This is a genomic window from Mycobacteroides sp. PCS013, from assembly GCF_049532645.1.
Taxonomy (GTDB): Bacteria; Actinomycetota; Actinomycetes; order Mycobacteriales; family Mycobacteriaceae; genus Mycobacterium; species Mycobacterium gwanakae.
On sequence record NZ_CP150131.1, the window covers coordinates 4819581 to 4832195 of the forward strand.

7 protein-coding genes are annotated in these 12615 nt (G+C 60.7%); 4 read left to right on the forward strand and 3 right to left on the reverse strand.

Annotated features, from left to right (window positions below; genetic code table 11):
• Position 1: 1 nt before the first annotated feature.
• The 4 genes from RHO23_RS24015 to dmpG are packed head-to-tail and all read left to right on the forward strand — an operon-like array spanning position 2 to position 4432.
• The gene (locus RHO23_RS24015; RefSeq protein ID WP_081349433.1) at positions 2 to 1651 is read left to right on the forward strand and encodes an FAD-binding protein; all 1650 of its coding nucleotides are present in this window, start codon (positions 2 to 4) and stop codon (positions 1649 to 1651) included.
• Entirely contained in the window at positions 1644 to 2429 is a 786-nt protein-coding gene (locus RHO23_RS24020) for a 2-keto-4-pentenoate hydratase (protein ID WP_030095730.1), read from the forward strand. The genes RHO23_RS24015 and RHO23_RS24020 overlap by 8 nt, the downstream gene beginning before the upstream one ends.
• Before the next feature lie 19 nt (positions 2430 to 2448).
• Positions 2449 to 3357, forward strand: a complete 909-nt coding sequence (locus tag RHO23_RS24025; protein WP_064407743.1) for an acetaldehyde dehydrogenase (acetylating) — start codon at positions 2449 to 2451, stop codon at positions 3355 to 3357.
• 1 nt (position 3358) lies between these two features.
• A complete protein-coding gene (dmpG, locus tag RHO23_RS24030; RefSeq protein WP_109535868.1) occupies positions 3359 to 4432 on the forward strand; it encodes a 4-hydroxy-2-oxovalerate aldolase in 1074 nt (357 codons plus the stop codon).
• A gap of 129 nt (positions 4433 to 4561) precedes the next feature.
• On the opposite strand, the gene RHO23_RS24035 is transcribed toward dmpG, so the two are convergent.
• The 3 genes from RHO23_RS24035 to RHO23_RS24045 are packed head-to-tail and all read right to left on the reverse strand — an operon-like array spanning position 4562 to position 11386.
• Positions 4562 to 5197, reverse strand: coding sequence for a GAD-like domain-containing protein (locus tag RHO23_RS24035; RefSeq protein ID WP_070941893.1), 636 nt, complete (start codon positions 5195 to 5197; stop codon positions 4562 to 4564).
• Between the two features lie 10 nt (positions 5198 to 5207).
• On the reverse strand, positions 5208 to 10412 hold the full coding sequence (locus RHO23_RS24040) for an alpha/beta hydrolase (protein ID WP_423488426.1): 5205 nt from the start codon (positions 10410 to 10412) through the stop codon (positions 5208 to 5210).
• Positions 10409 to 11386, reverse strand: coding sequence for a hypothetical protein (locus RHO23_RS24045; RefSeq protein ID WP_123771703.1), 978 nt, complete (start codon positions 11384 to 11386; stop codon positions 10409 to 10411). The genes RHO23_RS24040 and RHO23_RS24045 overlap by 4 nt, the downstream gene beginning before the upstream one ends.
• Between the last annotated feature and the right edge of the window lie 1229 nt (positions 11387 to 12615).

Below are 12615 nucleotides of genomic sequence, written 5' to 3' on the forward strand. Positions count from 1 at the left end.
CTTGTTGCTGTTTTGGCTAAATGACGGTGAGGGAGGCCCAGTGCCGGGTGATGTCGAGGTGCCCGCGGTGCCTTCCTCGGATGTCGTCATCGTCGGGTACGGGGTCGCGGGGGCGGCCGCCGCACTGGCCGCCCTGGAACGCGGCGCATCGGTGACGATCCTGGAACGGTTCGACGGCGGCGGGGCTTCGGCCATTTCAGGGGGCATTTACTACGCCGGAGGTGGCACCAATATTCAGCGTGATGCCGGTGTCGAGGACACCCCGGAGCTGATGATGGAGTACCTGCAGCTTGAAGTCGGAGACGCGGTGAAGCCCGAGACGCTGCAGAGATTCGTCGACGGTAGCGCGGACACTCTGGATTGGCTCCAAGGTTACGGAGTGCCGTTCGAAGGTTCGCTGGCTCCGTTTAAGACTTCGTACCCCACCAACGACTACTACCTCTACTTTTCCGGCAGCGAATCCTCCGGGATGGCGCGAGCCGTCACCCCGCCCCGTCAACGCGGACATCGGGCCTTTGGCCGGGGCGTGTCCGGTAAGGCGCTGTTCGCACCGTTGGCGGCCTCCGCGGAGCGTTTGGGTGCCGATGTCTGGCGGCAGACCCGGGCCACCGGCCTGATCGTGGAGGACGGTCGTGTCGTGGGAGTGCGCGGCGTGACGCTGAAGGACGCGCCGGGCTGGGTGCGGCGGGCGTACTCGTTGTTCACGCGGTACGCGACCAAGCCGGGCATCTACTACCCGCCGATGCGAAAGGTGCTGGAAGGACCGGCGTACGCGCTGGAGCGCCGGTTCGCCAAGCCCTTCGAGATCCGGGCGAATGACGGGGTGATCCTGTCTTCGGGTGGGTTCATCGCGAACCGCGAACTCATCGAGCGTCATGCCCCCGCCTATCGGGACGGGTTGCAACTCGGCACCGCCGGTGACGACGGGACCGCCTTGACGCTCGCGGAGCCGTTGAACGCGGCCACCGGGCATCTCGACGAGATCTCGGCCTGGCGGTTCATCGTGCCGCCCGCGGCCTTCCTCGGCTCGCTGTTGGTGGATGCCAAGGGGCAGAGGATGATTGACGAGTCCCGATATGGCGCCGCATTGGGTAAGGAGATCGTGCGCACGGCAGGAGGGGTGGGCTATCTGGTTGCCGACAAGGCGCTGGTGAAGCGGGCCCGTCAGCAGTTGGGGTCGCAGACCCTGTGGTTTCAGCGGATCCAGGCCGAAGCGTTCCTGAATGTGGGGCGCAGGAAGGCCGGGTCCATCGAAGAACTGGCTGCCAAGGCCGGCATCGATCCGGAAGGATTGGCGCGCACCGTGTCCGAACATAATCGGGCCATCGCCGACGGCACCCCTGACCCCCTCGGCAAGCCGGACGATATTCGGGTTCCCGTCGCCGAAGGGCCGTTCTATCTGTTCAACGTGTCCATCAAGACCAACATGCTCAATCCGTGTCCGATGCTGACCCTTGGCGGGCTGGTGGTGGACGAGGAGACTGGTGCCGTGCAGACCACATCGGGCGCGGCGATCCCCGGGCTCTATGCCGCCGGACGTGCGGCGGTGGGTATCTGCTCCAATTCGTATGTGAGCGGATTGTCCCTGGCCGACTGCGTCTTCTCCGGACGGCGGGCCGGGACTGAGACTGGGAGACACATAGATGCTTAGTTCCGAAGTTCGTGAGGCCATCGCCGCCGATTTGGCAGCGGCCGAGCGCACCCGGGTGGCCATCGCGCCGCCCACCGACACGTATCCGGATTTCGGTGTGGTCGACGCCTATGAGATCCAGCTGATGAACATTCGCTCCCGCCTAGCGGACGGAGCCAAGGTCGTCGGGCACAAGGTGGGCCTATCGTCCGAAGCGATGCAGAAGATGATGGGTGTCCACGAGCCGGACTATGGGCACCTGCTGGCCGATATGGAGCTGTTCGAGGACGTCGCGGCCTCCGCGTCCAAGTTCTTGTTCCCGCGGGTCGAGGTGGAGGTCGGATTCATCCTGGCCGCCGACCTGCCGGGTGAGGACTGCACCGAGGATGACGTGCTGGCGGCGACAGCCGCATACGTGCCGTCCATCGAGGTGGTGGACAGCCGGATCACCAACTGGCAGATCAAAATCTGCGACACCATCGCCGATAACGCATCCTCAGCCGGTTTTGTCATTGGTAAGCAACGTGTTTCGCCGAAGGACATCGACATCAAGTCGATCGACGCGGTGCTGACCTGCAACGGCGAGAAATTGGCTGAAGGCAGAAGCGATGCGGTGCTGGGTAACCCGGTGACATCGGTGGCGTGGCTGGCGCGCAAGGTGGCTTCGTTCGGGGTGCGCCTGCGCGCCGGTGACGTGGTGCTGCCGGGTTCGTGCACGCGGGCATTCGATGCGCATCCGGGGGACGAATTTTTGGCTGAGTTCGCCGGACTTGGTTCGGTCCGACTGGCTTTTGAATAGCCGAGGTAGAGGAGAACGTATGGGTAGCAAGGCATCTGTAGCGATCGTCGGTTCGGGAAACATCAGTACCGACCTGCTGTACAAATTGCAGCGGTCTGAGTGGCTGGAACCGCGGTGGATGATCGGCATCGACCCCGAGTCCGAGGGCCTCAAGCGTGCCCGCGGCTTCGGGCTGGAAACCTCGCATGAGGGCGTGGACTGGCTGCTGGCGCAGGATGAGAAGCCCGACTTGGTGTTCGAGGCGACATCCGCGTACGTGCACAAGGCCGCCGCGCCGCGCTACGAGGAAGCCGGTATCCGGGCGATTGACCTGACTCCGGCCGCGGTCGGGCCGGCCGTGGTACCGCCCGCGAATCTGCGTGCGCACCTCGATGCTCCCAATGTCAACATGATCACCTGCGGTGGCCAGGCGACAATCCCCATCGTGTACGCGGTCTCCCGCGTGGTGGAGGTGGCCTACGCGGAAATCGTGGCGTCGGTTGCGTCGGTCTCGGCGGGTCCGGGTACACGTGCCAACATCGACGAATTCACCAAGACCACATCCAAGGGTGTGGAAGTGATCGGCGGTGCCAAGCGCGGCAAGGCGATCATCATCCTCAACCCGGCCGACCCGCCGATGATCATGCGCGACACCATTTTCTGTGCCATCCCGGAGGATGCGGATCGCGATGCGATCGCCGCGTCGATTCACGACGTGGTGAGCCAGGTGCAGCAGTACGTGCCCGGATACCGGCTACTCAACGAGCCGCAGTTCGATGAGCCGTCTGTGGTCAATGGGGGTAACCACGTCGTCACCACTTTCGTGGAGGTCGAGGGTGCGGGAGACTTCTTGCCGCCGTATGCCGGAAACCTGGACATCATGACCGCGGCCGCGACCAAGGTCGGCGAGGAAATCGCCAAAGAACTTCTATCAGCGAAGGTTTCGTAACATGGGTTCGGACACCAGCACTCAGCTCTTGGGCACCGACGGCGTCTTCTTCGACGCCGCGTGGGATGTGCGGATCACCGATACGTCATTGCGCGACGGGTCGCACCACAAGCGTCACCAGTTCACCGCCGATGAGGTGCGCGCGATCGTGGCCGCCCTCGACGGTGCCGGTGTGCCGGTCATCGAGGTGACCCACGGTGACGGTCTTGGTGGATCGTCATTCAACTACGGGTTCTCCAAAACCCCTGAGCAGGAACTGATCAAGCTCGCCGCGGAGACCGCGACGAACGCCAAGATCGCCTTCCTGATGCTGCCGGGCGTAGGTACCAAGGAAGACATCATCGAGGCGCAGGGCAACGGCGGCTCCATCTGCCGTATCGCCACTCACTGCACCGAGGCTGACGTGTCGCTTCAGCATTTCGGGCTGGCGCGTGAGCGCGGGCTGGAAACCGTTGGCTTCCTGATGATGTCGCACACCATCTCGCCGGAGAAGCTGGCGAAGCAGGCCCGGATCATGGCAGACGCCGGATGTCAGTGTGTGTATGTAGTGGACTCCGCGGGCGCATTGGTGCTCGACGGTGTCGCCGACCGGGTGGCCGCGGTGGTGGCAGAATTGGGGTCGGATGCTCAAGTTGGTTTTCATGGGCACGAGAACCTCGGACTCGGCGTGGCCAACTCCATCGAGGCGGTGCGTGCCGGTGCCAAGCAGATCGACGGCAGCACAAGGCGATTCGGTGCTGGTGCCGGTAATGCTCCGGTGGAGGCGCTGATCGGTGTCTTCGACAAGATCGGCGTGAAGACGGGCATCGACTTCTTCGATATCGCGGACGCCGCCGAAGAGGTGGTCGCACCTGCGATGCCGGCCGAGTGCCTGCTGGATCGCAATGCGCTGATCATGGGCTACAGCGGTGTGTACTCCAGCTTCCTCAAGCACGCCATCCGGCAGGGTGAGCGTTACGGGGTGCCCGCACACCAGCTGCTGCACCGCGCCGGTGAGCGAAAGCTCATTGGTGGGCAGGAGGACCAGCTCATCGATATCGCATTGGAGATTCAGCGCGAGAACGCCGAAAAGTAGTCAGCGGATGGTGGCTGGCGCTTGTGATTGGATAGGACCAACCGACTTGGAGCATCGGCGTCGTTGCGCGTCCTACTCAGATCTCTTGGGACTTAGCGGGACATCAGGATGAGCGCGCCTCTGCCGATATCATAATCGGCTCCAATTGTTACCAGCGGCTTCGCGCAGGATCACCAAGTGTGGATAGATCGGGAAAATAGACAAGTTTTCAACTTTTGCTGCGCCGCCGTAGGCTAGGGCTGGTACAAATCCGTATATTTCTCCAGAGTCGGTCTGCCCAAGCCGTTCTACGGCGCCGTCAAACATCCCGGTACCGTACTGGTCGGTTATCTCAAAATCTTTCTTTTGCGCGGAACCGAAGAAAGATTTAATCATCCGGTTCGGGTCAGAGGAGACTAGTCGCCGCGCGCGAAAGAAAATAGTTCCAAGGGCTGGGTTAATTATGAGAGATATCCCAAAGCCGGGTGTCCAAAACCACGTATGCCCGAAAGCACTTCTAACAACGGGTATATAAATGTCTTGGTCCGATAATTGCGGATGTCGGATGCCGTCTAACAGCAGCAGGCTGGAATTCTGCCATTCCAGAGGGTCGACTAGCCAGACGAGACCCTGGCCAAATCCGCTGAACCCAAATTCTTGCCAGTACGAAAGGAGAGACTCGGGCAATAGAGATGCGTACTCAATTTCATGTGCTGTTGTGCAGGGCTGGCCGACGAACGATTGCGGGAATTTTTTGAGGAAGTAATGAAAGTCTTCATCGGGCATCAGATTTCTCCTATATTAGACGCACGTCCACTATTGAATTTGGGGGTTGCGTTTTGAGCCATGCCTTGAAATTCTCCCGTTCCGCCTTAGACATTTTACCAAATGCATTGTTTACCGCACCGTCTCCGTATGTGTAGAAATCCTCTCGGCCGCCCATGTTCAGATCCTGGTTATGGAGAATCTGTTGGGGTATTGTGCCGGAGCCTTCGGGGAATTGCTCTAAGGCGTATACCCCGGCGTATGTATCGGCATCTTCGGGGCTGTAGCCTTCGGCGCGAAGGTTGTCATACGAAATCTCTCGAAGTTCTTCCCTCAGTCTATTACGGAGATCTGTGGATTTCTTACGCTCATTAGTCTCCATATTATCGAGAGTTTGCTGGACAGTTTGGGTGTCCATGCCGTGTTCCTGTAGTTCACGCTGTCGATTGATTTCGTCTGCATACTGCGGATCGAGATTTCGAGTGTAACCACCGGAGTCGATGGTGTACTCGGCGGTGCGTGGTAAGTCGTCGACAGATACTCCTAGATCGTCGGCTATCTGTTGAAGGTTTCGCTCTTTTGCGTCCCAATCCCGTTGATCGCATTCCTCGCGGTGTTGACGACGGGCGTCCTCTAGGACTTCCTCCGGCGAACGCTTTTGGGGGGACGCCCCGTCTGCTCCGGGCTGTTGGGGCTGATCCGCATTCTCCCGGGGCTCGGTTGCCCGCTGTTCGTGACTCTGGTTTGTCGCGTCCGTGCTCCGGATGGGTGTGGGTTGGTTATGTTCACCTGAGTTGGTCTCAGTGTTCCTGGGGTCGTTACCAAACTCGGCGGCACGGTCGCCCTGAAAGTCCGCCGGCCGGTTGAGATCGACCTCGGCGGGGCGGGTCTGCGCGATATCCGCGGGATTGTCGTCGGTTCTTATGTCCGCCGGCCGGTTGAGATCGGTCTCGGTGATTTGAGTGTGATCGATCTCCGGCGGCATGCCGCGAAGACCATTCTGGCCCTGTGGATCTTGATCGAGATTCGGGTAGTCGTTCTCCTGCACGTTCCTTCGGCCGGAGTCAGGGATCTCGTCGATCCTGGGATACCTGGTTTCCGGCTCGTTCATCTTGTCGACGTGAGGAATCTCTTCGCCGGCATCCAGGTTCTTGATATGCAGCGGATTATCTTGTCCGACATTGGGTATCTCGTTGGTTTCCGGGTACTGGAACCCGTCTTTAGGTTCAACCGCTGAGCGTCCGATGCGATCGTGGGTGTCCGGCGGCGGCACGAGTCCAGGATTGCGTGGGTCGATACCCAAGTCGCGATTTACCCCGGGCCGGCTGCGGGTAGAGGCTTCAGCGATAGCGCGATGGATGTCGTCACCGGAAAGCCCCTTGGCCTGATATTTGGCCATCAGATTCTCGTAGGTGAGATTGGCGTCGGTGCGATTCAGTCCAGCAGCGGCATCTTGATTGGCCATGAGTTCGCGTGCCCAGCCACGGATCTCGTTGCGTAGCTCGGACATCACGCGTGCTCGCGGTTCGGGCTCGGTGCCCTGCGAAACAAGATCGTCGTTGATGGCGTGCATGTTCTGCTCGCCGGTTAGGTATGTGGTCCGAGTCTCCCGGTTTGACAGGCTTCCTTCTGGATAGTCGGGCAGACCAAGCTTTCCTGAAATATGTTCCGGTCGTCCCGATGTGGTGTTGACCGGATCGGTCGGCGGGTGGAGTGGTCGACCATTCGTGTCAAAGGTTGCAATCTGGGTTGATTGCACGCGGTCGAGCCCGGCAGGAGGCCACGGGTACGGCTCGCCTGCGCCGTCATACACCAACGGTCTGGCGGGATTATCTGCGTTGGGTTCCACGGTGTAGGTGTGTGAACCCGGCTGGCCCTGGGTGGCGTGGTCAACTCCATAGGTGTCCACCACAACAACCAATTCGCCGCGATTTACTGCGTTGAGTATGTCCTGAGTGGTGCCGTCGCGCAGGGTGGTTCTAAGTGCTGCCTCATACTCCGACCGGGTAATGCCAGCGCCGCCGTGCTCACGGTCGATCTGCTGAACTGGCGACTCGGGGTGCCGTTCGCGGAAGCCTTCGATGTTTTGGCGGCCGCACTCGTTGGGGCCGGGGTAGCCGGTAGCGGGCTCGGCGTCCCGGTACTTGGAGATATCGGTGAAGGGCACGTCGGGATCGCGGTGCACGATCTCCAGATTGACCCGGTCGGGGTTGCCGCTGAGGATGTGACTGAAATTGTCCAGCGACTCGGTAACGCGCGTATGGGGATTGTCGCGCAGCAGCCCCCCAGCGTCCTCGGATGAGTAGTAATTCGTGTGCGCACCAAGACCTTTGGAAAGTTTCGGATCACCGTACTCAGCGGTGATGCGCGTGGCGCCGAACTCGTGCATGGCTGGGTCCATCCCCAGCCCAAGATGGTTGCCGGACAAGCCCAGCTTGCCTGTGATTCTGTTGAAGGTGCCGTCGCCGGTGCCGCCCACCCAAGTTACCGGATCGTGGCTGTTTGAGGCCACATAGACCTTGACGTTATGACCGTCAGAACCGAATTGTGAGGCGTGTGTCAGAGGTCCTGCTCCCGGAGAACCGAGCAATGTCACTGAGCTGACGTAAGGGCCCAATCGTCCACCGGTCCCGGCGTAGGCAGTCGTGCTCGATCCATATGAATGACCGAACAAGTGGATCTCAGGATTGTCTGTACGGCTACCCGCTAAACCGGCGACATCGTGCGCCAGCCTGTTGCCTCCGGCCTCCGCGAAACGCGCCGTGACGGTCTGCCTGCCCAAGTGCAACGGGCTTCCCGACGGCGCGTTGTATCCAATCCATACGAGTGAAGCCGTCGCGAGATCTGGGTTCTCTTGCCGTGCACGCAAGTGCAGGTTCTCGGCATTGTTGAGGTTGGTCTCCAGTGACCGCATAGTGGTGGTGATGCCGGGGGTGTTGACGGCGATTGCCCGCGCTTTGTCGAGGTCACCAATCGACACCACAACGCGGCCATCCCCGTTGAATGCCCTCGGGTCGTATGAGTACAGCTGCCGGACCGGTGTTTTTGGATCGGCGATTGTTCTCGATTGCTCTAGGTTACCGCCGTAAAGCTCATTCCAGACCGCGTGCACGTTGCGCTCGAAGGCGGTGTCTCTCGATGGATTCCAGACATTTTCGATGACCTTTTGGAGCTTGCTCATTTCGGTGCTCGGCAAGCGATCACGGTCCGGCATGGGCTTGTTACCTGGATCTGCCAGATGTTCGTCCATCTTCCGGGCGAAATCACGGATGACATCCGCCTCATTGGGATGTAGACGCACCATGTCCTCGACATGGTTGTGTCGGTTCAGCACATCGCGCTCGCGGCCTGTGAATCCATCGAGGTCGCCCAGTGTCGTTTGGCGGCCCTCTTGGGTTTCGTTGGCAATTAGTGCGGAGCGCTCTTCGCGGGACAGCTCGGCCAACTCATCACGGACCGATCGAGCCTTCTCATTGACCGCGCCAGTATCTCCGTCATCGGGATCTGTGCGGAGGTTCGCCAAGTCTTCCGCCACCTTCTCCGGGGTGCGCAGCTGCTCCTCGGGCCGGGGGTGATGGCCATCTTCCTTGCCGGTCTTGTCGCGATCCGGCACGTCGGCTCGATCCGAATCTGACCGGTCACGGGAGCTGTTCTTCTCGCCGTCTGGATCGTCTGCAGGCCGAGGACTGGCGTCGGGATTATCCGGTGAGCGACCAATCCGGTCATTCTCGCTACCGTGATTATTTCGTTGCCCCTCTGAGTCTTTCGCCGTGCTCGTGTCGACAGGACCGCTCTCAGCACGAATCTGCTGCCCTCCGGCCTCCGCGCGTGCGGCCGGACTGGCGGCGCTGTCACTGACTCGGGCGGCCGGTGTGCCCGGCGGGTGTGTCCCTGAACTTGAAGTGCCCGAGGAGGAAGAAGCTGACGAAGGGGTGTTGGCCGGCGTTGTCGGGGGAGTAGTGCTGGTGGGGCCCGCAGCCGATGTGCTGCGCGTCCCGGTCGTAGCTGGTGTGGTAGGCGAAGGCGTCGAGGATGCCGCGGGTGGGGTGGATTGTCCGGGTGTGGCGGGATTCGATTGCAGCGCTGTGGCGCTGGTCTGCCCATTTTGCGTATGGCTGTTTCCTTCAGTTACCGACGTCGAACCGTGTTGTGTGCTCTGTGTTCCTAGATTGGCGTTTTGCCCGGGAGTGCCTGTGCCCGGAGTGGTCTCGGGCGCCCCGACGGGCGCGCGCATTCCTTCAAAATGTCCGCCCACACCGTGGGCAGCGCCGGTAATCCCGCCCATTCCACCGCCGGTAAGTACAGCGGCAACCGAGAAGTCGACCTTTCCTCCATAAAAGGGAGCCGTTGCGACCATCCCGGCTGCGGCACCGGCCGACCCTGCCGCAAATCCGGAAATCGCGGCCCGACCGACAGTGCCCTGTAAGGTCCGCCCTCCGCCCAAGAGCCTGCTGGCACCCAGACCTGTGCCCGCGCCCACCACTGCGCCAGCTACAGAGGCGGCAGAGGTCGCTGCCAGCTGGCGACCGTCCAATTCTTTACGCGTTCCATCGAGGATCTGGAATGCTTGTACACCCGCTTCTTGACCAATGCCGAGCCCGCTATCAATAGCTACGCCGATCGCGATTCTCTTTCCGACTTGCTTTGCGACTTGGTTCCTAACCTGCTGTGTGGCAACACCTTGACCGAATTTTTTGACGGCCTGCTTTATCGCAGTCTTTGTCATCGCCTTCGCTAGATGCTCAACGATCTGCTTGAGTAACTCGGTAAAGAACTTGCGAATGGCCGCTATCGTCAGCGCCTCAATAACTGGAATAGCGCCGAGTGACGCGCCAAAAGTAGCCACCGCCCAGGCAAGCGCCCACAGTATTTCTACGGCGGCGATCGCCATGGAGGTAATGATGATAAGTTTCGTATATTGCAGTGCCATCGCATGGTTATCAGATAGCTGCGCCAACCCATCCATAGCACCTGCGAGTTTGTCGAACGCGAGGTCGCCCTCGAACCACTCTTTGAACGTCTTGTCGATCGCTTCGGCGGACATCCCCATGATCGAGTTCTTGACTTCTTCACGGGTTCGGTTGAGTTCTGGAAAAAGTTCGACTAATTGGTCAGCCCCTTTTCGCCACGAGTCTGCCAACCGCTGCATGGCGTCTTCATCGCCATCGGGAAATTCCATCCCACCGGAGGCCAAATAGGCGAACGGCTCCAGCCAGCCCGGGATGGTTATGGTCATGAAGTAGCGCCTTGGAGTTTCTTGTTGTTGTAGGCGCAGCTTTCTATTTTTAGGGTCGGCGTCTCACCGCCATAAATCCCACTCCGGTGGCCGCCGAATCGGAAATCAATGGGTGTATCGCGTGCTCGGTCAAGGTACAGGGGAGTCACCGCAGAATAAGGGTGTGGCTTCGCACGTCGTGCGATCTCTGTGATGTCCTCTGTCAAGGTGACCGGTGCCGTAAGAATGTAGCGCTGCCATGTCAAATCCCCCCCGGACTCCTGATGCCAAGCCGCGTGAGGTTCGCCGACCGTGAATCCCAGGAACCTGCCCCACTCCCGAATGACTGCGAAACTCTTTGTGAACGAGGCCGGCACGTCGTCCTTCTCGGGTTCGACGAATGGGCCTGGATAAATTCTTGTACCCCACTCGTCTGCCGGATTAAGGGGCCAATTCCCCGTACCAAGACGCCGCGGGATGTCTATAGCGCCGTAGTCCTCGTAGTACATGGCGGACTCGATCCTGAGCGTCATTGGCTGCTGGCCATCATTAGCTGGCCCACTCTGCCAATTGCTTGGGTCGCGCATCGCGACTGTCCAGCCCAGTGGCCCGCAGGGCACTGTCCAGTCCGATCCACTCTTGGAGGACCAGATTCCGTCCCTGACCATCGATGCCGAAAAATCAGCCACCAAGTTCTTGAATTTGCCCGAGTTGATCCGCCCGTCAGGCTTCATCCGCAGCTCAGTCACCAAGGCCGTGGCATTTCTTTCCCCGTGGGGGTCCATGAACGATGCGCGAAAGTTAGGCCACAGTGCGCCTTCTCTCCAGGACTGGTGCACCCACGTATCGGTTGGCTCTAGCCCCAGCCCCGCCAACATCGGCACCAACGCGCGCACATAGTCCAAGGAGAACATCGTGATCGCATTCGCCTGCTTCCATGACAGCCAGTGCTGCGTCGAGATCCGCTCAAACCCGTCGCAGAACGGATAATCCACCTGCGGTACCGGTCTCTTCGCTACCTCCCGAAATCCTGTCCGGTACTGCACCCACTTCCATGTCCTCCTGGAACCTTGCCGGTCCTCATGCCACAAATCTGGCTTCCCTGAATGCAATAACCGCTGATATCGCCAAAAGCCGCTAACCGACTGCCAGAACTGGCGCGCCGACACCGCCTCCGTCTCCGGCGGTAGCGCCCTGACTGGCACCGCCAAGTCGGCTACTGGCACCCAAAGCGTCGGGAGGCTCTCGCCCAGTGGACAGACCTCTACCGATCCCGCTTCGTCCACTTGACTACTCAGGATCATCACTCGCTGGGGCAACCCCTCCACGGGACGCAGAAGTTTCGCGATCCGCCCATCGAGATACCAATCGCCCGGATCAACCGGTACCCATTCACTCAACCCAACACGCTCCTTGTATCCGGCGTTGACTCGCCCGTCTCACCCTCTTGACGGTCGGGCGCCTTTTCACTTGCTTCGACGGTTGGGCGCCGGGGCACACCTGCAGGGGCTGCCCCGGCTCTACTCGTATTGACGACTGCCGCCGTCGCGGATGGCTTTGCACGGCCCGAGTCCACAGTGGGTTTGGCGGCTGGCGCAGCGCTGGCCATCGAGCGAGATGTCGACGTTTGCCCATGTTTTGGCGGCACGCCTCCGGAAGGTGGAGAACCTATCCCGGGCGATTGGCTCGGTTGCGAGTTAGCGACAGTCGGTGTGCTCGACGACGTATTGGTTGACGCGGGGAAGCTGTCGGCGCGTGCGGAGAGTGAGGTTTGTTGAGGCGGGGCGACGGTCCGACCTGCATCCGACGAGCCTCCGCCGCTTCCGGGGCTGATCGACGTGGCCGCCGGGACCCCAGAAGTCGCCGGTTGTGCGGTAGGGCCTGCGGCTCCGGGCGATTGCGGACCGCCATCCGCTTGTGCCGCGGCGCCTTGCTGGCCCCCGCCGGTTGACGGCGATTCACCTGATGAGGATGAGCCGTCGGATTGTTCCGGCTGCTGTTGCTGCGGCTGTTGTGGCGGGTTTGGCTGCGATGGTTGTGGTGTATCTCGACTCTGCTGGGTTGGCATCCGGCCGGAACCTGATCCAGTTCCGCCCCCGGTCCCGCCACTGGAGCTTGAAGATGAGCTCTGTCCCGAATTGCCCTCTTGGTCTGCTTGTTCTAGGGCGTCGGCCGTCTGCTTAATCGCGTCGGCGAAACCATGAAGGGTCTGGCTTTGGCCATC